Here is a 19028-nt window from a genome sequence, read left to right as displayed (position 1 = left end):
AGGAGCACACACGCCGCGAGCACTAGGTTCGGCCCCGTGCGTGCGCAGCTCACACCCCCGGTGCGCCGCCTGCTCGACGGGCTGCCCCGGACCGGCCGGCAGGTCGCCGACCCGGTCCGCGCCGCCGCCGACGCCACCGCGGCGGGGTGCGCGGTCGCCCTCGAGCACACGCCGGCCGCGGACCCCGCCGCCGAGCTGCGCGACCTCGTCGCCCGGGTGGCCGACGCCGGGCTGGCGAGCGCCTGCGAGCTCACCGTCCCCGTCGACCGGCTGGGCCCCTCGGCCGCCGGGGTGGTCGCCGCTGCGGCCGACGCCGGGCTGGACGTCGCGCTGGACGGCGCCCCGGCAGCGGTGGACGCCCTCGCGGCGGAGGCCGGGCCGCTCACCGTGGTGGTCCGTGCGGCCGACGCCGGCGCCGAGGAGCGCTGCCGTGCCCTGGCGGGCGACCGGGTGCGGCTGACGGGCGCGCACCTGCCCGGCCGGCGGGGTGCGGCCGCCGACCTGGCCTTCGTGCGCTGCCTCGACGTGCTGATGAGCGGGGCCGGGCGCCCCGGCGTCGGCACGACCGACCCGCGGCTGGTCGCCCTCGCCGGCGAGCGCGCCGCCTGGAACGAACGAGCCCCCGACAGCTGGGAGTACGTCATGCCGTGGCAGGTCCGCAGCGAGCAGCAGCGCCGGCTGGTCGCCGGCGGGTACCGGGTGCGGGTGGTCCTCCGCTCGGGTCCCGCGACCCCCGCCCTCCCTCCGGCGGGCCGGTCGTGAGCGCGGGGGAGGTCCGCCGCACCGGCCTGGCGATCATCGGCGGCGGGAAGATCGGGGAGGCGCTGCTCTCGGGTCTGGTCCGCCGCGGCGGACCCGGGGGGATCGTGGTCTGCGAGCGCAGTCCCGAGCGCGCCGCGCAGCTGACGGAGCGGTACGGCGTCCCGGTGCTGGGGCTGGCCGAGGCCGCCGCCCGTGCCCGGGTGCTGCTGCTCGCGGTCAAGCCCCAGGACATCGGCACGCTGCTCGGGTCGCTGGCGGGCTCGGTGGACGCCGGTCACCTCGTGGTCTCGGTGGCCGCCGGCGTCCCGACGTCGACGATCGAGGCGGCGCTGCCCGAGGGCGTCCCCGTCGTCCGGGTCATGCCCAACACCCCGGCGCTGGTGGACGAGGGGATGAGCGTCCTGTCGGCCGGGGCGCACGCCCACGAGGGGCACCTCGACGAGGCCGAGGCCCTGTTGGCCGCCGTCGGGCGGGTGCGGCGGGTGCCGGAGGCCCAGCAGGACGCCGTGACGGCCCTGTCGGGCAGCGGGCCGGCCTACTTCTTCTACCTGGTCGAGGCGATGGTCGACGCCGGCATCCTGCTCGGCCTGCCGCGCGACCTGGCCGTGGACCTCATCGTGCAGACCGCCCTGGGCTCGGCGGTGATGCTGCGCGACTCCGGCGAGCACCCGGTGCAGCTGCGGGAGGCGGTCACCAGCCCGGGCGGGACGACGATCGCCGCCATCCGGGAACTGGAGCGGCACAGCGTGCGCGCGGCGCTGATCGCGGCCATCGAGGCGGCGCACGCGCGCTCGGTGGAGCTCGGACGGGCCGCGCGCGACCGGTGACCGTACCCCGACGGAGCGTCGATGTGTCGACACAGCGTGACTGCGTCGCCACGAGCCGCCCACGACGCGCCCGGACACATGTCGACGTGGCTACATAGGTGTAGTTCTGCCCAGGACGGACCGTTCCCCCTGTTCGTTTCTTCCATCGCTTCTGTCACGCATGTCCCCCTACTCTCTGTGTCAGCACATGCGGGCTCCGTAGTCGGTGGGGAAGCCGACGCCCGGCGCGTGCTAGGTCCGGAGATGAAGAGATGACCATGCCCCAGCGCACCGTTCCCGCCGCCTACGCCCGTCCCGGCGTTCCCGGCCCGCGCCCCGTCGGCCGGCCGATCCAGGCCGCCACCATGGCCCGCCCCGTCCCGCCGCAGCACCCGGCCGCCATGCCCGTCGGCCGCCCGCCGGTCCCGGCTCCCCGCGCCGCCGTCACCTTCCTGACGGTCGCCGAGGTCGCCAGCATGATGCGCGTCTCCAAGATGACCGTGTACCGCCTGGTGCACGCCGGTGAGCTCGCCGCCGTCCGCGTCGGCCGTTCGTTCCGCGTGCCGGAGCGCGCCGTCCAGGACTACCTGCGCGACGCCTACACCGACATCGCCTGAGGGAGGACCTCCCTGTCCCCCGCCACTCGCGAGCTCGTGGCGGGACCCTGCAAGGAGGCCGTTCCAGCACGTCACCCGCACCACCCCACCCCTGCGGGTGGGTCCGGATCGCCGGCAGGTCCACGCGGCAGCGTCGCCGCGGGGCCGCCGGGTACGCTCGGACGCCGAGCGACACCGGGGCCAGTGCGGCCCGGGTCGTCGCACGCGAGCTGATCACCTCGCGCGGCGCCCGGTGCGACCTCCCGGTCGACGGTGGCCGCCGCGCTGCAACGACGTCGGGAGCAGGCACATGGGTTCGGTCATCAAGAAGCGCCGCAAGCGGATGGCGAAGAAGAAGCACCGCAAACTGCTGAAGAAGACCCGCGTCCAGCGCCGCAACAAGAAGTGAGCTGACGCTCGTGCCGCCCGCCGTCGTCCTGGTCACCGGTGTGAGCCGGTGGCTCGGGGGTGCGCTGGCGGCCGAGCTCGCTCGCGACCGGGCCATCGAGCGGGTCATCGGGGTGGACACCGTCCCCCCGTCGCCGGAGGTGCTCCGCCGGCTGGGACGCACCGAGTTCGTGCGGGCCGACATCCGGAACCCGATGATCGGCAAGGTCATCGCGACGGCCTCGGTCGACACGGTCGTGCACATGAACATCAGCTCCACGCCCGTCGGCTCCGGCGGGCGGGGGCCGATGAAGGAGCTCAACGTCATCGGCACGATGCAGCTGCTGGCGGCCTGCCAGCGGGCTGAGTCGGTCCGCCGGTTCGTGCTGAAGTCGAGCAGCGCCGTCTACGGCGCCTCCTCCCGTGACCCCGCGGTCTTCACCGAGAAGATGCAGGCCCGTCGGGTGCCCTCCGGGGGCTTCGCCCGGGACAGCGTCGACATCGAGGGCTACGTGCGGTCCTTCGCGCGCCGCCGTCCCGACGTCGGGGTGGCCGCACTGCGCTTCACCAACTTCATCGGCCCGCGCATCGACTCGGTGCTCACCTCGTTCCTCCGCATGCCGCTGGTCCCCACGGCGCTGGGGTACGACGCCCGCGTGCAACTGCTCCACGAGGACGACGCCCTCGCCGTGCTGACCCGAGCCACCACCGGTGACTTCGCCGGCACCGTGAACGTCGGCGGGCAGGGCACGTTGCTGCTGTCGCAGCTGATCCGCCGGCTCGGCCGGCTGCAGGTCCCCCTGCCCTCGCCCGCACTCGGTCGGCTGGGCCGGTTCACCCGCCGGTTCGGGTTCGTCGACTACTCCCCGGAACAGATGCGCTTCCTCAACTTCGGCCGGGTCGTGGACACCACCGTGCTGCGTGACGAGTTCGGCTACACCCCCCGGTACACCACCGAGCAGGCGCTGGCCGACTACGCGACCACCCTGGTGCCGGTCATCCCGCCCGGGGTGGTCGCCGGTGTCACCGGGCGGGCGCAGGACCTCGTGGCCCGGATCGGTGCGACGGCCGACACGGTGGGGGAGCGGCTGCGGCCGTCGCCGCCGTCCCCGGGACTGCGGGCGGTGCGCGATGCCTGAGGCACGGGTCATCCCGCTGCGGCCCGACGACGAGGAGCCGCGGGTCCCACCGCCGTCGTCCGCCTCGTGGGAGGAGCAGGTCGCCGGTGGCCTGGAGTTCCTCCGCCGTCGGGTGACCGGCGACTACGACACCGACGAGTTCGGCTTCGACCCCGACCTCACCGACCACGTGCTGCTCCCGATGCTGCGGCCGCTGTTCGAGCGCTGGTTCCGGGTGGAGACCCACGGCGTGGAGAACGTGCCCACCACCGGCGGCGGGCTGGTCGTGGCCAACCACTCGGGCACCCTGCCGCTCGACGCGATGATGGCCACGGTCGCACTGCACGACGACCACCCCGCCCGCCGGCGGCTGCGGCTGCTCGGCGCCGACCTGGTCTTCGACCTGCCGTTCATCGGCTCGCTGTCGCGCAAGCTCGGTTCCACGCTGGCCTGCAACGAGGACGCCGAGCGGCTGCTCACCGGCGGCGAACTGGTCGGGGTCTTCCCCGAGGGGTTCAAGGGGATCGGCAAGCCGTTCCGCGAGCGGTACACGCTGCAGCGATTCGGCCGCGGGGGTTTCGTCACGGCCGCACTGCGCACCGGGGCGCCGATCATCCCGTGCGCGATCGTCGGGGCCGAGGAGACGTACCCGATGATCGGCAACGTCAAGACCGTCGCCCGGCTGCTCGGCCTGCCCTACTTCCCGGTGACGCCGACCTTCCCGGCGCTCGGCCCGCTGGGGCTGGTGCCGCTGCCGTCGAAGTGGCTGATCGCCTTCGGTGAGCCGATCGAGACGGCCTCCTACGGTCCGGCGGCCGCCGAGGACCCGATGCTCGTCTTCAACCTCACCGACCAGGTGCGCGAGACCATCCAGCAGTCGCTCTACCAGCTCCTCCTGCAGCGCAAGTCCGTCTGGGGGTAGGGAGCCGCCCTGCGAGGCGGGGCGAGGAGTGGGGGCCGGAGGCTCCCGCGATCGAGCGTCGAGCGGGGCTCAGCGCAGGCCGGGCACGGCACCTGGCCGCGGTCGGAGCGCGGAGCGCGACAGGGAGCTCAGCTCACCTTGCGGCGGCGGAGGGCGAGCGCGCCGCCGACCAGCCCACCGGAGAGGGCGGCGGCCGCCACGGTCGGCACGACGGTCTTCGCGGCCTTGCGGCCGGTGCGGAAGTCCTTGATCTCCCAACCGCGCGAGCGGGCGACCGCGCGCAGCTCGGTGTCGGGGTTCACCGCGATCGCGCGGCCGGTGAGCGTGAGCATCGGGAGGTCGTTGGAGCTGTCGCTGTAGGCGGTGCAGCGCGACAGGTCCAGGCCCTCCCGCTCGGCCAGCGCCCGGACCGCCTCGGCCTTGGCCTCGCCGTGCATGAGCTCGCCGACCAGCCGGCCGGTGTAGTGCCCGTCCACGACCTCCGCGACGGTGCCCAGCGCGCCGGTGAGCCCCAGCCGGTGGGCGATGATGCTGGCCAGCTCCACCGGTGTCGCCGTCACCAGCCAGACCCGCTGCCCGGCGTCGAGGTGCTGCTGGGCGAGCACTCGCGTGCCGGCCCAGATCCGGTCGGCCATGAGCTCGTCGTAGATCTCCTCGCCGGCCTGGACGATCTCGGCGACCGGTCGCCCGGCCACGAAGGCCAGTGCGCTCTCGCGGATCGTGTGCATGTCGTCGGCGCTCTCGTTGCCGGCGATCCGGAACTTCGCCTGCTGCCACACGAAGCGCGTCATGTCGCGGGCGGTGAGGTACTTGCGGGCGGCCAGGCCGCGGGCGAACCAGAAGATCGACGCGCCGACCATCATCGTGTTGTCGACGTCGAAGAACGCCGCCGCGGTCAGGTCCGGGACGGCGGCCGGTGCCGGCTCGACCTCGGCGGCCGCGGCCGAGGCGGCGCCGGCGACGTGCGCCCGCGTCTCCTCGTCCGGCACGGCCGCCGAGCGCGCGCGGCGGCCGCGGAAGGGCAGTCCCGGCACGACGACCTCCACTGTCGCTCCTCCACCGCCCTCGCGGGCGGCCGGTGGACACCCGACCCTAGTGGCGTCGCGCGGAGGATCGGCCGGGGGTCCCGGCACCGCTCGGACCTCGCGGAGTCGGCACACCAGCGGCCGGGTGCAGATCGGCAGCGGGGTGTCCAGCAGCGGGGCGTCGGGCTCCACGGGGACCGCGGGCGCCGGCAGCGGCACCGGGAGGTCGGGCACCGGCAGCGGCGACTCCACCGGCGGGCTCTCGGGCACAGGGGCCGTCCCGCCGTCGTCCTCGCCGGGGGAGGGGCCGCTGCTCCGGTCCGCGCCCCCGGACCCCGGGGCGGACGGCGCGGTGCTGCAGCGCCTTGACGGCGCCGTCCTCCTTGCCCATGACCGCCGGCGTCTCGGCCACCGAGAGGCCCTGCAGGAAGCGCAGCGGGATGCACTCCTGCTGCTCGCCGCCCGGCTGCCGGATGCAGGCCAGCGGCTGCTCGTCGGTCAGCGCCTGCACGACGGCGTCCTCCGGTCCGTCGGTGACCCGGTCGGCGTCGCGCATGTCGGCGGTGGTGACCTCGAGCCGGAACCGGCTGCTCCCGACATGGTCGCGGACGATGTTGCGGGCGATGGTCACCAGCCAGGCCCCGGGTCGCGGCCCTGGGAGGACAGCGAGTCGATCCGGCGCAGCGCGCGGACGAACGTCTCGCTGGTGGAGTCCTCGGCCTGGGCGCGGTCGCCGACCCGGTGCAGCAGGTACCGGTGGGCGATCGTCACGTAGTGGTCTGGAGGCGGCCGAACGCCTCCGCGTCGCCGTCCTGCGCCCGGCGGACCAGCGCCCGGACGTCGACGACCGGCGGCGGCACCGCCTCGCCGGGGGCCGCGACCTCCTCGGCGGCCTCCTGCGCGCGGGCGTCGGTCTCGGCGGCGACGTCGTCCGGCGACGCCGTGGCCTCCCCCGGGCGGGACCCCGCGCTCCGCTCCCGGCGCCGGGGCGGAGCGGTTCCGGGGCTCCGGTGCGGGCAGCGTGCCGCCGACGGCGCGTGGGTAGGGGGTCGGGCGCGGCCGGCGCGTGGGCCGCGGACGGAGCTCGCCGGACGCCACGGGCGGGGCGGCGGGCACGCGCTCGTCCGCAGGGCGCGACCGTCGCCTGCGTCCGTCCTCTCGTCCGCCCGCCGGGGACGGCGTCGTCCCCGGCCCGTGACGCCCGTGCGGGGCCCGCGGTACTGCGGGTCGGAGCCCATGGTGACAACATGACTCCGGTCCGTCCGCGCCACCCGGTCGAGTGCCGGTGCGAGGCGCCCCCGGGAGACCATGGCCGCTCCACCAGAGGAGGTGTCGATGACCGACGTCGGTGGCTCGCTGTCCGTGCTGGTGCGCGCGGCGGCGCAGGACCGCGCGGACGCGCCGGCCGTCGTGGCCGGCGAGGAGCGGCTGAGCTGGGGTCAGTTGGACGCGCAGGTGGACCGCGCGGCCGCCGGCTACGCGGCCCGTGGGCTGACCCCGGGCGAGCGGGTGGCGGTGCAGCTGCCCAACGGCGTCGACTGGCTGCGGGCGACGCTGGGCGCCCTGCGCGCGGGCCTGGTCGTCGTCCCGGTCAACACCGCCTACACGGACCCGGAGCTGGAGTACCTGCTCACCGACTCCGGGGCGTCGCTGCTCGTCGCGGCCGGCGACCGGCCCCCGGTGGCCGGCGTGCCGGTGGTCGCCGGCCCGCCGGTGGACGACGCCCCGCCACCGGCCGTCCCCGAGGGGGCCGGGGGGGATCCGGACACCGTGCCGGCCTTCCTCTCCTACACCAGCGGGACCACCGGCCGGCCGCGCGGCGCGATGCTGTCGGCGGCCGCGCTGCGGGCCAACCAGGAGCAGTGCCTGCGCATGGACCCGCCGCCGGTCCGGCCCGACGACCGCGTCCTGCTCGTGCTGCCGCTGTTCCACGTCTACGGGCTCAACGCCGGCTTCGGCCTGGTCGCCGCCACCGGCGCCTGCGCGGTGCTCGCGGAGTCCTTCGACCCGGTCGGCTCCCTCGAGGTGATGGCCCGCGAGGAGGTCACCGCGGTCCTGGGCGCCCCGCCGGTGTTCCAGGCGTGGCTGGCCGCCGGGTCCGACGACGTCCTCCGCCGCGCCTTCGCCGCCGTCCGCATCGCCACCTCCGGCGCCGCGCCGCTGCCCGAGGAGGTCTGGACGGCGATGCGCGAGCGGGCCGGGGTCAGCGTGTGGGAGGGCTACGGGCTCACCGAGGCCTCCCCGGTGGTGGCCAGCACCCTGGCGACCGGGCGGGCCAAGCCCCGCTGCATCGGCGGCCCGATCCCCGGCGTGGAGCTGCAGCTGCGCGACACCGCGCTGCACCAGCCGGTGGAGGAGGACGAGGTCTCGACGTACGGCGACCTCGCCGAGGACGGCCCCGGCGAGATCTGGGTGCGCGGCGCCAACCTCTTCTCCGGCTACTGGCCCGACGGGGTCGGCGGTCCGGACGCCGAGGGCTGGCTGGCCACCGGCGACCTCGCCTACGCCGACGAGGACGGCGACCTGCACCTGGTCGACCGGCGCAGCGACCTCATCCTGGTCAGCGGCTTCAACGTCTACCCCGCCGAGGTGGAGCGGGTGCTCGACGCGCACCCGGCCGTCGCGGAGAGCGCGGTCATCGGCGTGCCCGACCCGCGGACCGGCGCCGCCGTCCGGGCCGTGGTCGCGCTGCGGCCGGGCCGGCAGCTCGGCTTCGAGGAGCTGCGCGAGCACGCCGCGGCGTCCCTCGCCCGGTACAAGGTGCCGACGTCGGTGCACGTGCTCGGCGCGTTGCCGCACTCGCTGACCGGCAAGGTCAGCCGGGCCCGGCTGCGCGAGCTCGGCCTGGCCCGCGCCGACGAGGAGCCGACGGCGTCCGGGGGCGACGGTGACCGCTGACGCGCCCCGGCTGCAGCTGCTGACCCGCGCCGACTGCCACCTGTGCGCGGTGGCCGCGGAGACCCTCGCCCGGCTCGCGGCCGAGGCCGGGCTGGCGGTCGCGGAGGTCGACGTGGACGCCGACCCGGAGCTGCAGGCCGAGTACGGCGACCGGGTGCCGGTCGTGCTGCTCGACGGGCGGGAGCACTCCTACTTCACCGTCGACGTGCCCCGGCTGCGGCGGGACCTCGGCCTGTAGCGGGAGGGCCCTGCCGCCGACGGGGCCACTCCCGCGCCGTTTCTGACGCGCCCGCGCTGCTGCACCGGCGCGGGGGTGGGTGGGACGGCGCGGGGGTGCGCCGGCCGGGCCGGCCCGAGCCCGGGGCCCACCCGGGCGGGTCGAGCAGGGAGACGCGGGGTATGGTCTCCACCACAGCGGGGCGCATCTGCGCTGGGGAGCGGCCTCCCGGCCCCTCAGCGACTTTGTTCCTGCGTTCACAAGCGGTTACCGTGGCGTTCGCCGGGCGGCGGACCGCCCGGGTCCCCGATGTCGTTCGACCGCATCCGGCACCCGCCGGAACCCCCGGGCGCGACCTGCTGTGGAGTGCCACATGACCGAGCTCACGAGGTCATGCGACGGCACAGCTCCTCAGGGCACGGGGGCGACGCGCGCCAGCGAGGAGTGCTCCGTGCCCTCACCCCGGCCCCGGATCCCGGAGGCCACCGTCGCACGCCTGGCCGTGTACCTGCGCGTGCTGACCGGTCTGGCCGACGGCGGGCGCAGCAACGTCTCCTCGGGTGAGCTCGCCTCGGCGGCGGGTGTGAACCCGGCCGGGCTGCGCAAGGACCTCTCGCACCTGGGCCCCTGCGGGGTCCGCGGAGTGGGCTACGAGGTGGCCACGCTGCGCGACCGCATCGCCCGGGTCCTCGGCGTCGAGCGGTCCCGCCCCTGCGTGCTGGTGGGGATCGGCAACCTGGGCACCGCCCTGGCCGACTACGCCGGCTTCGGCAGCCGCGGGTTCCGCTTCGTCGGGCTCTTCGACGCCGCCCCGGACCGCGTCGGTCGGCGGATCGGCGGCCAGCCGGTGCGCCCGATGGACGAGCTGGACGAGGTGGTGGCCGCCACGGCGGCCACGATCGGGGTCATCGCGACACCGGCCGACGTCGCCCAGTCGGTCTGCGACCGGCTGACCGCGGCCGGGGTGAGGAGCATCTTGAACTTCGCGCCGGTGGCGCTGAACGCGCCCGCGGGGGTCGACGTCCGCCAGGTCGACCTCTCCGTCGAACTGCAGGTCCTCGCGTTCCTCGGTCAGCAGCGCGGCGCCACGGCGCCCACGGCACTGGAGGCACCGACCGTGGAGGTGACCGCATGAGCCTGCTGGCGGTGGGCGTGAGCCACCAGACCGCTCCCGTCGCGCTGCTCGAGCAGTTCGCGATGGGCGCCGACGACACCGTCAAGGCGCTGCACGAGCTGGTCGGCAGCGACCACGTCAGCGAGGCGATCGTGCTGGCGACCTGCAACCGGGTCGAGGTCTTCGCCGAGGTGGACCGGTTCCACGGCGGCGTCGCCGACGTCAGCCGGGTGCTGGCCCGCCAGGCCGGCGCCACGGTGGAGGAGCTCTCCCCGTACGTCACCGTCCACTACGAGGACCAGGCCGTCGCGCACCTGTTCACCGTCGCCGCCGGCCTGGACTCCATGGTCGTGGGGGAGACGCAGGTGCTCGGCCAGCTGCGCAACGCCTACGCGCTCGCCCGCGAGCAGGGCACCGTCGGCCGGGCGATGCACCCGGTGGCGCAGCGGGCGCTGCGGGTCGGCAAGCGGGTCCACTCCGAGACCGGGATCGACAAGGCCGGCGCCTCGCTGGTGTCGGTCTCCCTCGACCGGGCCGAGGAGCGCATCGGCTCGCTGGCGGGCCGTCCGGTGCTCGTCGTCGGCGCCGGCTCCATGGGCGCCCTGGCCGCGACCACCCTGGCCCGCCGCGGCGCCGCCGTGACCGTGAGCAGCCGCACGCCCGCGCACGCCCAGAGGCTGGCGACCTCCGTCGAGGGCCGGGCCGCCGACCTCGCCGACCTGCCCGCGGAGGTCGCCGCCGCCGACGTGCTGGTCACCTGCACCGGCGCGCGCGGCGTCGTCATCGGCACCGAGGTGGTGGCCGGCGCGATGCGGTCCAGGATCGGGACCACCGGGCCGGACCGGCCGCTGGTCGTCATCGACCTGGCCCTGCCGCGGGACGTCGACCCGGGCGTGGCCGCGCTGCCCGGCGTGCACGTGGTGGACCTGGCCCTCCTGCAGGGCGAGAGGAACGGAGCCCTCCTGCAGGGCGAGAGGAACGGAGCCCTCCTGCAGGGTGAGCGCGGTGCCGACGGCCACGCGCACGCGAGCCCGGTCGCGGCGGACGACGTCGCCGCGGCGCACGCGCTCATCGAGGCCGAGACCGCGCTGCTGCGGGCCGAGCGGCAGGCCGCCGCGGTCGCGCCGACGGTCTCCGCGCTGCGCAGCCAGGCCGCCGAGGTGGTCGACGCCGAGCTGCTGCGGCTCGCGGCCCGGCTGCCCGACCTGGACGCCCGTGCCCGCGCCGAGGTCGCGCGCACCGTCCGCCGCGTCGTCGACAAGCTGCTGCACGAGCCGACCGTGCGGGTCAAGGAGCTGGCCAGTGCCCCCGGGGGCGTGGACTACGCCGACGCGCTGCGGGCGCTGTTCGGGCTGGGCATCGACGCCGAGGTCATCCCGGCGCGGACGAACCTGGCCGAGGCGGTCACCGTCGACCCCGACGAGCTGCGGCCCGGGGGGACGGCGTGACGGCGACCACCACGGGCACCCTCCGGCTGGGCACCCGCGCCAGCCAGCTGGCCACCACCCAGTCGCAGGCGGTCGCCGACGCGATCACCGCGGCCAGCGGCGTCCCGGTCCAGCTGGTGCACATCAGCACCGAGGGCGACCGCTCCTCGGCCGCGATCGCGCAGCTCGGCGGCACCGGCGTCTTCGTGACGGCGATCCGGCAGGCGCTGCTCGAGGGCACCGTCGACGTCGCCGTCCACAGCTACAAGGACCTGCCCACGCTGCCCGAGCCGGGGCTGACCATCGCCGCCGTCCCGCCGCGGGAGGACCCGCGCGACGCGCTGGTCGCCCGCGACGGCCTGACCCTCGGCGAGCTGCCGCCGGGGTCGAAGGTGGGCACCGGCGCACCGCGGCGGGTCGCCCAGCTGCGCGCCCTGGGCCTCGGTCTCGAGGTGGTGCCGATCCGCGGCAACGTCGACACCCGGATGAACCGGGTCGTCCCGGGCGACCTGGACGCCGTCGTGCTGGCCCGCGCCGGGCTCACCCGGCTGGGCCGGCTGTCGGCGGTCACCGAGACGCTCGACCCGCTGCAGGTCCTCCCCGCGCCGGCGCAGGGCGCGCTGGCCGTGGAGTGCCGCGGTGACGACGAGCGCACCCGGCAACTGCTCGCCGCCCTCGACGACGCCGGCACCCGCGCCTGCGTCGTCGCCGAGCGGACGACGCTGGCGGCGCTGGAGGCCGGCTGCAGCGCGCCGGTCGCCGCGTACGCCGAGCTCGCCGAGGGGGAGGACGGCCCCGAGCTGTTCCTCCGCGCCTCGGTCACCGCGGTCGACGGCAGCGACGGCGTCCGCGGCTCGATCACCGGGCCGCCCGCCGAGGCCGAGCGCCTCGGCCGCGAGCTCGCCGCGGAGCTGCTCGACCGGGGCGCCGCCGAGCTGATGGCGGCCTCCCGGTGACAGCCACCCCCCGGGCCGGGCAGCAGGTCCCGGCCCCCCGTACCCCCGCACACGAGCCCTCCGGGGCCAGAACCAGGAGCAGGACATGACGCGCAAGAACGGCGCGGCGGCCGGCAGGGTCGTCTTCGTCGGCGCCGGCCCGGGCGACCCCGGGATGCTGACCGCCCGGGCCACCGCGGCGCTCGCCTCGGCCGACACCGTGCTCGTCGACCCCGGCGTCGCGCCGGCGGTCACCGAGGCCGTGCGCGCCGACCGGCCCGAGCTCGAGCTGACCCCCGCCACCGGGGAGCCGGCCGAGGTGGCCAAGGCCGCCGTGGCCGCCGCCAAGTCCGGCGGCACCGTCGTCCGGCTGGTCGCCGGCGACCCGTTCACCTCCGACGACGTGGTCAAGGAGGTGCTGGCCGTGGGCCGCACCTCGGTCGGCTTCGACGTCGTCCCGGGTGTCGCCTCCGCCACCGCCGTGCCGGCCTTCGCCGGTGTCGCGCTCGGCGGCACCTCGCTGTCGGCCGACCTGCGCGGCGGCGAGGCCGGCCTGGTGGCGCTCGCCGCCGCGGCGAAGAGCCTGGACGCGCCGCTGGTGCTGCAGGGCAACGCCGAGGACCTCCCCGACGCCGCCGCGCGGCTGGTCGAGGGCGGCCTGTCCGGCTCCACCCCGGTCGTCGTCACCACCGGCGGCTCGGGCACCGGGCAGAAGAGCGTCGTCGCCAAGCTGGCCGCCGTCGCCGAGAAGACCGCCGGGCTGGACGCCGTCAGCGGCCCGGTCGTGGCGACCGTCGGGTCGGTCGTCGACAAGCGCGCCCGGCTGTCCTGGTGGGAGAGCCGGCCGCTGTTCGGCTGGCGGGTGCTGGTGCCGCGCACCAAGGACCAGGCCGGCGAGATGAGCGACCGGCTGCGGTCCTACGGCGCCGTCCCGGTCGAGGTGCCGACCATCGCCGTCGAGCCGCCGCGCAGCCCCGCGCAGATGGACCGGGCCATCAAGGGCCTGGTCACCGGCCGCTACGGCTGGATCGTCTTCACCTCGGTCAACGCGGTGAAGGCCGTCCGGGAGAAGTTCGTCGAGCTGGGCCTCGACGCCCGCGCGTTCGCCGGCGTCAAGGTGGCCTGCGTCGGTGAGTCCACCGCCGACGCGGTGCGCGCCTTCGGCATCGCGCCGGAGCTGCTGCCCACCGGGCAGCAGTCCAGCGAGGGCCTGCTGGCCGACTTCCCGGAGTACGACGACGTGCTCGACCCGATCAACCGGGTGCTGCTGCCGCGCGCCGACATCGCCACCGAGACCCTCGCCGCGGGCCTGCAGGAGCGCGGCTGGGAGATCGACGACGTGACCGCCTACCGCACCGTCCGGGCCGCCCCGCCGCCCGCCCCGGTGCGCGAGGCGATCAAGGGCGGCGGCTTCGACGCGGTGTGCTTCACCTCGTCGAGCACCGTGCGCAACCTGGTCGGCATCGCCGGCAAGCCGCACGCCAAGACCGTCGTCGCGGTGATCGGCCCGCAGACCGCGGCCACGGCGCAGGAGTTCGGCCTGCGGGTCGACGTCCAGCCCGAGACCGCCGCCGTCGGCCCGCTGGTCGACGCCCTGGCCGAGCACGCCCTGTCCCTCCGCGAGGCGGAGGGCGGCGAGGAGAAGTGAGCGAGCTCGCGAGCTCACCGGTGAGCACAGCACCCGCCGTCACGCGGGCGCCGAGCGCCGGCGAGGTGGACGCGTGACGGGGGGCGCGACTCCCGGGTTCGCGCGCGGGCGTCGGCTGCGGTCGACACCCGCGCTGCGGCGGCTCACTGCGCAGACCCGGCTGGCCCCGGCCGACCTGGTGCTGCCGGTCTTCGTCAAGGAGGGCATCGCCGAGCCGCAGCCGATCAGCTCGATGCCCGGCGTCGTCCAGCACACGACCGAGTCGCTGCGCAAGGCCGCGCACGAGGCGGCGGAGGCCGGCATCGGCGGGCTGATCCTCTTCGGCATCCCGTCGGAGAAGGACGCCGTCGGCTCGCAGGCCGACGCCGCCGACGGCGTCGTCAACGTCGCCCTGCAGCAGCTGCGCGCCGACCTCGGCGACGAGCTGGTGCTCATGGCCGACCTGTGCCTGTGCGAGTACACCGACCACGGGCACTGCGGGCTGGTCACCCCGGCCGGCGTCGTCGACAACGACCCCACGCTGGACCGCTACGCCTCGGTGGCCATCGCCCAGGCCCAGGCCGGGGCGCACGTCATCGCCCCCAGCGGGATGATGGACGGCCAGGTCGCGGCGATCCGCCGGGCCCTGGACGGTGCGGCGTTCCAGGAGACGCCGATCCTCGCCTACGCCGCGAAGTACGCCTCGGGTTTCTACGGCCCGTTCCGCGAGGCCGCCGAGGGCGCACCGCAGTTCGGCGACCGCTCGACCTACCAGATGGACCCGCCCAACGCCGACGAGGCGCTGCGCGAGGTGGCGCAGGACCTCGCCGAGGGCGCCGACGCGGTCATGGTCAAGCCCGCGCTGCCCTACCTGGACATCGTGGCCCGGGTGGCCGACGCCGTCGACGTCCCGGTCAGCGCATACCAGGTCAGCGGCGAGTACGCGATGCTCGAGGCGGCCGCCGCCAACGGCTGGGTGGACCGGCAGCGGGCCGTCCTCGAGACGCTCACCGCGATCCGCCGCGCCGGTGCCGGCACCGTGCTGACCTACTGGGCGGTGGAAGCGGCCCGCTGGCTGCGATGACGTACGACGAGCCCGGGGGCTCCTGGCGGCCGTTCTGGCTGGTCGCCGGGGTCCTCGGGCTCGTCGCGGTCCTGGACCTGGCGCTGCCGGGCCCGGACGTGCCGCCGATGACCTGGGTGCTCGCGGTCGTGCTGGCTCTCGGGACCCCGGCGATGTCGGTGCTCGTCGCCCGCCGGGCGTGGACGGTGCGCGTCGACGACGGGGCCCTGTCCGTGGGGCGGGAGCGCGTCCCGCTCGCCGACGTCGACGCCGCGCACCTGCGCGCGGTCGGCGCCGGGACGGCGGGGGTGGACGCCGGCGCCCCGGTGCTCGGCGGCGGCTGGTCGCTGCCCCGCGGCCGGTCGGGCCTGCCGCTGCGGACGACCGACGGCCGCACCGTGCTGGTGCCCACGCGCGACCCGGCGGCGCTGTCGCGAGCCCTGCTCGCGGCTGTGTCGGACGTCCCCGACAGCCCGCGGGAGAGGAAGGGGACACTGGGGTCGTGACCTCGCTGGACAGCCCCCCGTACGCCTACGAGGCCCCCGCGTCGGCCGACCTGTTCGCCCGCGCGCAGCGGGTCACCCCCGGCGGGGTGAACTCGCCCGTGCGCGCCTTCGGCGCCGTCGGTGGCACCCCGCGCTTCATGGCGCAGGGCCAGGGCGCGTACCTCACCGACGCCGACGGCCGCCGCTACGTCGACCTCGTCGCCTCCTGGGGTCCGCTCATCCTCGGCCACGCCCACCCCGCGGTCGTGGAGGCGGTCACCGCCGCCGCCCGGCGTGGCCTGACCTTCGGCACCCCGACCGAGGGCGAGGTGGAGCTGGCCGAGGAGATCGTCCGCCGGATGCCGCCGGTGGAGGAGGTGCGGCTGGTCAACTCCGGCACCGAGGCGGTGCTCTCGGCGGTGCGCCTGGCCCGCGGCGTCACCGGGCGCCGGGTCGTCGTGAAGTTCGCCGGCTGCTACCACGGCCACGTCGATGCGCTGCTGGCCTCGGCCGGCTCCGGCGTGGCCACCCTCGGCCTGCCCGACACCCCGGGCGTCACCACCGGTGCCGCCGCCGACACCGTCGTCCTGCCCTACAACGACGCGGCCGCGGTCGAGGCCGTCTTCGCCGAGCGGGGCAGCGAGATCGCCGCGGTCATCACCGAGGCCGCGGTCGGCAACATGGGCGTCGTCCCGCCGCTGGACGGCTTCAACCAGGCGCTGCGCCGCACCACCGCCGCGCACGGCGCGCTGCTGATCGTCGACGAGGTCATGACCGGGTTCCGGGTGTCCCGCTCCGGCTGGTACGGCCTGGACCCGGTGGACGCCGACCTGATGACCTTCGGCAAGGTCATGGGCGGCGGGCTGCCGGCCGCGGCCTTCGGTGGCCGCGCCGACCTCATGCAGCACCTGGCCCCGGCCGGGCCGGTCTACCAGGCGGGCACGCTGTCGGGGAACCCGGTCGCGGTCGCGGCGGGCCTGACCACGCTGCGGCACTGCACCCCGGAGGTCTACGCCCGCTGCGACGAGGTCGCCGTCACCCTCCGCGGGGCGGCCAGCGCCGCGCTGTTCGCCGCGGGCGTCCCGCACCGCGTGCAGCAGGCCGGCTCGATGTTCTCGGTGTTCTTCGTCCCCGACGAGCGCACCGTGCGCGACTACGACGACGCCCGCTCGCAGGACGCCGCCCGCTACACCGCCTTCTTCCACGCGATGCTCGCCCGCGGCGTCTACCTGCCGCCCTCGGCGTTCGAGTCGTGGTTCGTCAGCGCCGCGCTCGACGACGAGGCCGTCGAGCGGGTCCTCGACGCCCTCCCGGCCGCCGCCCGCGCCGCGGCCGCCGTCGACCCGTCGTCCGCCCCGCCGGCCGAGGAACCGGCCGACGCCACCACCGGGATGAGCACCTGATGGCCGAGAGGACCGTCGTCCACCTGCTGCGCCACGGCGAGGTGTTCAACCCGGAGAAGGTGCTCTACGGCCGGCTGCCGGGCTACCGGCTGTCGGAGACCGGCGAGGCGATGGCGCTGGCCGCCGCGGAGTGGCTGGCCGACAGCACCGCCTCCCACCCGCCCATCACCCACGTGGTCTCCAGCCCGCTGGAGCGCGCGCAGCAGACCGCTGCCCCCATCGCCGGGAAGCTCGACCTGCCGATCGAGGTCGACGACCGGCTGATCGAGGCCGGCAACGCCTTCGAGGGGCTGCGGGTGGGCGTGGGGGACGGCGCCCTGCGCTCCCCCCAGCACTGGTGGAAGCTGCGCAACCCGTTCCGCCCGTCGTGGGGCGAGCCCTACGTCGAGATCGCCGCGCGGATGCTGGCCGCGGTGGAGACGGCCCGGGACGCCGCCCGCGGTGCCGCGGCGGTCTGCGTCAGCCACCAGCTGCCGATCTGGACGCTGCGGCTGCACCTGGAGGGACGCCGCTACACCCACGACCCGCGCCGCCGGGAGTGCGGCCTGGCCAGCGTCACCTCGCTGACCTACGACGGGGACCGCTTCGTGGGGCTGTCCTACGCGGAGCCCGCCGGTGCCACCCCACCGGACGCGGTGCCCGGGGCATGAGGCGGCGGCTGCTCGGCGCCCTGGCGGGGGCGCTGCTCCTGACCGGCTGCTCCACCGGCACCGACGCCGTCGACGTCAACAACGGCGGGGAGTTCCGCTTCGTGCAGGGCACCCCGGCCGGCGAGGTCATCCCGCCCGACGAGCGCGCCGCCGCCCCGGACTTCTCCGGCACCCTCCTCGACGGCCGGGAGTTCGACTCCAGCGAGCTCGACGGCGGCGTCGCGGTGCTCAACTTCTGGGGTTCCTGGTGCGCGCCCTGCCGCGTGGAGTCGCCGCAGTTCCAGGAGGTCTACGCCGAGGTGCGCGACCAGGGGGTGCAGTTCCTCGGCGTCAACGTCAAGGACACCGACCAGCTCGCCCGCGCCTTCGAGGACGGCTTCGGCATCGAGTTCCCCTCGCTGGACGACCCCAGGGGCGAGGTGGCGCTGGCGTTCCGCGACTACCCGGCCAACGCCATCCCGTCCACCATCGTGCTCGACGCGCAGGGCCGGGTGGCCGCGGTCTACACCGGCGCGGTCGAGCAGGACGACCTGCGCGCGGTGCTCGACCTGCTGATGGCCGAGGAGGGCTGATGGGGGAGACCTTCAGCGGCCTGGTGACCGACGGCCCGCTGCTCGTGGCCGCCGCGGTCGCCGCACTGGTCGGGCTGGTCAGCTTCGCCTCGCCCTGCGTGCTGCCCCTGGTGCCGGGCTACCTCTCCTACGTCACCGGCCTGGTCGGCTCCGGCGCCCGGACGACGGCACCGGCCCCCGCCGCGCAGGGCCCCGGCGGCACGGCGGTGGCGGTCCGGACCGACGAGCGCTCGCCCCGCGGCCGGATGGTGCTCGGCGCGGCGCTGTTCGTGCTCGGCTTCACCGCCGTCTTCGTCACCATCAGCACCGCGTTCGGCGGCCTGGGCCGGCTGCTGCTGCAGTACAACGACGAGATCACCCGCGTCCTCGGCGTCGTCACCGTCCTGGTCGGGCTCGGCTTCCTCGGGTGGCTGCCGCTGCTGCAGCGCACCAGGCGGGTGGCGTTCCGGCCGGCGACCGGGCTGGCCGGGGCCCCGCTGCTGGGCGTCGTCTTCGGGCTGGGCTGGACGCCGTGCCTGGGCCCGACGCTCGCCGCGGTGCAGAACCTCGCCTTCCAGCAGGCCACCGCCGGCCGCGGCGCGCTCCTCGGGCTGGCCTACTGCCTGGGCCTGGGGGTGCCCTTCGTGCTGGTCGCGCTCGGCGCCCGCTGGGCGATGGGCGCCACGTCGTTCCTGCGCCGGCACGCGCGGGCGGTCACCCGGTTCGGCGGCGTCGTCCTCGTGGTCGTCGGCCTGCTGCTGGTGACCGGCGCCTGGACCGAGATGATGCGCTGGCTGCAGGGCTGGCTGGCCGCCAACGGCTTCGCGGAGAGCGTCCTGTGACCGAGCCGGCGAGGTCACCGATGAGCACGGCACCACCGGGCGCGGCTGCGACGAGCGGCAGCGAGGAGCTGACGTGACCACCACCGCCCCGGGGGGGGGGGGGGGGGGGGGGGGGGGGGGGGGCGGGGGGGGCGGGGGGGGGGGGGGGGGGGGGGGGGGGGGGGGGGGGGGGGGGGGGGGGGGCGGGGGGGGGTCTGGGG

The 19028-nt window shown here is 76.1% G+C and carries 21 protein-coding genes; 18 read left to right on the top strand and 3 right to left on the bottom strand.

The genetic code is table 11. From position 1 onward, the window contains the following. The first annotated feature begins 36 nt into the window (after window positions 1–36). The 6 genes from ACI79G_RS06065 to ACI79G_RS06040 all read left to right on the top strand — a co-directional run bounded on the left by ACI79G_RS06065 (window position 37) and on the right by ACI79G_RS06040 (window position 4591). Window positions 37–762 carry a hypothetical protein gene (locus tag ACI79G_RS06065; RefSeq protein WP_456880239.1) on the top strand — a complete coding sequence of 242 codons (726 nt, stop codon included), beginning with the start codon at window positions 37–39 and terminating at the stop codon, window positions 760–762. Beyond that, a complete protein-coding gene (proC, locus tag ACI79G_RS06060; RefSeq protein ID WP_456880238.1) occupies window positions 759–1589 on the top strand; it encodes a pyrroline-5-carboxylate reductase in 831 nt (276 codons plus the stop codon). The genes ACI79G_RS06065 and proC overlap by 4 nt, the downstream gene beginning before the upstream one ends. A 251-nt stretch (window positions 1590–1840) precedes the next feature. Then, window positions 1841–2185 carry a helix-turn-helix domain-containing protein gene (locus ACI79G_RS06055; RefSeq protein WP_245699996.1) on the top strand — a complete coding sequence of 115 codons (345 nt, stop codon included), beginning with the start codon at window positions 1841–1843 and terminating at the stop codon, window positions 2183–2185. Window positions 2186–2417: 232 nt separating this feature from the next. Beyond that, entirely contained in the window at window positions 2418–2573 is a 156-nt protein-coding gene (locus tag ACI79G_RS06050; RefSeq protein WP_456880237.1) for a 30S ribosomal protein bS22, read from the top strand. A 10-nt stretch (window positions 2574–2583) separates the two neighbouring features. Then, window positions 2584–3690 carry an NAD-dependent epimerase/dehydratase family protein gene (locus ACI79G_RS06045; RefSeq protein ID WP_456880236.1) on the top strand — a complete coding sequence of 369 codons (1107 nt, stop codon included), beginning with the start codon at window positions 2584–2586 and terminating at the stop codon, window positions 3688–3690. Next, the gene (locus ACI79G_RS06040; RefSeq protein WP_456880235.1) at window positions 3683–4591 is read left to right on the top strand and encodes a lysophospholipid acyltransferase family protein; all 909 of its coding nucleotides are present in this window, start codon (window positions 3683–3685) and stop codon (window positions 4589–4591) included. The genes ACI79G_RS06045 and ACI79G_RS06040 overlap by 8 nt, the downstream gene beginning before the upstream one ends. Window positions 4592–4719: 128 nt before the next feature. Here ACI79G_RS06040 and ACI79G_RS06035 read toward each other — a convergent pair whose 3' ends face one another. The 3 genes from ACI79G_RS06035 to ACI79G_RS06025 are packed head-to-tail and all read right to left on the bottom strand — an operon-like array spanning window position 4720 to window position 6387. Then, window positions 4720–5637, bottom strand: coding sequence for an HAD family hydrolase (locus ACI79G_RS06035; RefSeq protein WP_456880234.1), 918 nt, complete (start codon window positions 5635–5637; stop codon window positions 4720–4722). Between the two features lie 46 nt (window positions 5638–5683). Next, window positions 5684–6247, bottom strand: coding sequence for an RNA polymerase sigma factor (locus ACI79G_RS06030; protein WP_456880233.1), 564 nt, complete (start codon window positions 6245–6247; stop codon window positions 5684–5686). After that, window positions 6244–6387, bottom strand: a complete 144-nt coding sequence (locus ACI79G_RS06025) for a sigma factor (RefSeq protein ID WP_456880232.1) — start codon at window positions 6385–6387, stop codon at window positions 6244–6246. The genes ACI79G_RS06030 and ACI79G_RS06025 overlap by 4 nt, the downstream gene beginning before the upstream one ends. A 564-nt stretch (window positions 6388–6951) precedes the next feature. Between ACI79G_RS06025 and ACI79G_RS06020 the strand changes: the two genes are divergently transcribed. The 12 genes from ACI79G_RS06020 to ACI79G_RS05965 all read left to right on the top strand — a co-directional run bounded on the left by ACI79G_RS06020 (window position 6952) and on the right by ACI79G_RS05965 (window position 18828). Beyond that, window positions 6952–8514 carry an AMP-binding protein gene (locus ACI79G_RS06020; RefSeq protein WP_456880231.1) on the top strand — a complete coding sequence of 521 codons (1563 nt, stop codon included), beginning with the start codon at window positions 6952–6954 and terminating at the stop codon, window positions 8512–8514. Continuing rightward, window positions 8504–8752, top strand: a complete 249-nt coding sequence (locus tag ACI79G_RS06015; protein ID WP_456880230.1) for a glutaredoxin family protein — start codon at window positions 8504–8506, stop codon at window positions 8750–8752. Before ACI79G_RS06020 ends, ACI79G_RS06015 begins: the two co-directional genes overlap by 11 nt. Window positions 8753–9182: 430 nt before the next feature. Next, window positions 9183–9866 carry a redox-sensing transcriptional repressor Rex gene (locus tag ACI79G_RS06010; RefSeq protein ID WP_456880229.1) on the top strand — a complete coding sequence of 228 codons (684 nt, stop codon included), beginning with the start codon at window positions 9183–9185 and terminating at the stop codon, window positions 9864–9866. Then, complete coding sequence (locus ACI79G_RS06005; RefSeq protein ID WP_456880228.1) at window positions 9863–11293, top strand: glutamyl-tRNA reductase; 1431 nt, start codon at window positions 9863–9865, stop codon at window positions 11291–11293. Before ACI79G_RS06010 ends, ACI79G_RS06005 begins: the two co-directional genes overlap by 4 nt. Then, the gene (gene hemC, locus ACI79G_RS06000) at window positions 11290–12228 is read left to right on the top strand and encodes a hydroxymethylbilane synthase (protein WP_456880227.1); all 939 of its coding nucleotides are present in this window, start codon (window positions 11290–11292) and stop codon (window positions 12226–12228) included. The genes ACI79G_RS06005 and hemC overlap by 4 nt, the downstream gene beginning before the upstream one ends. A gap of 85 nt (window positions 12229–12313) precedes the next feature. Beyond that, window positions 12314–13855, top strand: a complete 1542-nt coding sequence (locus ACI79G_RS05995) for a uroporphyrinogen-III synthase (protein WP_456880226.1) — start codon at window positions 12314–12316, stop codon at window positions 13853–13855. A gap of 73 nt (window positions 13856–13928) precedes the next feature. After that, window positions 13929–14918, top strand: a complete 990-nt coding sequence (gene hemB, locus ACI79G_RS05990) for a porphobilinogen synthase (RefSeq protein ID WP_456880225.1) — start codon at window positions 13929–13931, stop codon at window positions 14916–14918. Further along, a complete protein-coding gene (locus ACI79G_RS05985) occupies window positions 14915–15403 on the top strand; it encodes a hypothetical protein (RefSeq protein ID WP_456880224.1) in 489 nt (162 codons plus the stop codon). The genes hemB and ACI79G_RS05985 overlap by 4 nt, the downstream gene beginning before the upstream one ends. Then, on the top strand, window positions 15400–16785 hold the full coding sequence (gene hemL / locus ACI79G_RS05980) for a glutamate-1-semialdehyde 2,1-aminomutase (RefSeq protein WP_456880223.1): 1386 nt from the start codon (window positions 15400–15402) through the stop codon (window positions 16783–16785). The genes ACI79G_RS05985 and hemL overlap by 4 nt, the downstream gene beginning before the upstream one ends. Further along, the gene (locus ACI79G_RS05975; RefSeq protein ID WP_456880222.1) at window positions 16785–17435 is read left to right on the top strand and encodes a histidine phosphatase family protein; all 651 of its coding nucleotides are present in this window, start codon (window positions 16785–16787) and stop codon (window positions 17433–17435) included. Before hemL ends, ACI79G_RS05975 begins: the two co-directional genes overlap by 1 nt. Next, window positions 17432–18007, top strand: coding sequence for a TlpA family protein disulfide reductase (locus tag ACI79G_RS05970; protein ID WP_456880221.1), 576 nt, complete (start codon window positions 17432–17434; stop codon window positions 18005–18007). The genes ACI79G_RS05975 and ACI79G_RS05970 overlap by 4 nt, the downstream gene beginning before the upstream one ends. Continuing rightward, complete coding sequence (locus tag ACI79G_RS05965) at window positions 18007–18828, top strand: cytochrome c biogenesis CcdA family protein (RefSeq protein ID WP_456880220.1); 822 nt, start codon at window positions 18007–18009, stop codon at window positions 18826–18828. Before ACI79G_RS05970 ends, ACI79G_RS05965 begins: the two co-directional genes overlap by 1 nt. The last annotated feature ends 200 nt before the right edge of the window (window positions 18829–19028 follow it).

The organism is Geodermatophilus sp. SYSU D00779 (assembly GCF_054050595.1).
Note: the sequence above shows the minus strand (reverse complement) of the source record. Positions and strands in the feature narration are given on the sequence as shown.

What these genes read in the sequence shown, in the direction of transcription:
- ACI79G_RS05965 (WP_456880220.1), top strand. Translation starts at nt 18,007, where the DNA reads ATGGGGGAGACCTTCAGCGGCCTGGTGACCGACGGCCCGCTGCTCGTG.
- ACI79G_RS06005 (WP_456880228.1), top strand. Translation starts at nt 9,863, where the DNA reads ATGAGCCTGCTGGCGGTGGGCGTGAGCCACCAGACCGCTCCCGTCGCG.
- ACI79G_RS05995 (WP_456880226.1), top strand. Translation starts at nt 12,314, where the DNA reads ATGACGCGCAAGAACGGCGCGGCGGCCGGCAGGGTCGTCTTCGTCGGC.
- ACI79G_RS06040 (WP_456880235.1), top strand. Translation starts at nt 3,683, where the DNA reads ATGCCTGAGGCACGGGTCATCCCGCTGCGGCCCGACGACGAGGAGCCG.
- ACI79G_RS05970 (WP_456880221.1), top strand. Translation starts at nt 17,432, where the DNA reads ATGAGGCGGCGGCTGCTCGGCGCCCTGGCGGGGGCGCTGCTCCTGACC.
- ACI79G_RS05975 (WP_456880222.1), top strand. Translation starts at nt 16,785, where the DNA reads ATGGCCGAGAGGACCGTCGTCCACCTGCTGCGCCACGGCGAGGTGTTC.
- ACI79G_RS05985 (WP_456880224.1), top strand. Translation starts at nt 14,915, where the DNA reads ATGACGTACGACGAGCCCGGGGGCTCCTGGCGGCCGTTCTGGCTGGTC.
- ACI79G_RS06020 (WP_456880231.1), top strand. Translation starts at nt 6,952, where the DNA reads ATGACCGACGTCGGTGGCTCGCTGTCCGTGCTGGTGCGCGCGGCGGCG.
- ACI79G_RS06055 (WP_245699996.1), top strand. Translation starts at nt 1,841, where the DNA reads ATGACCATGCCCCAGCGCACCGTTCCCGCCGCCTACGCCCGTCCCGGC.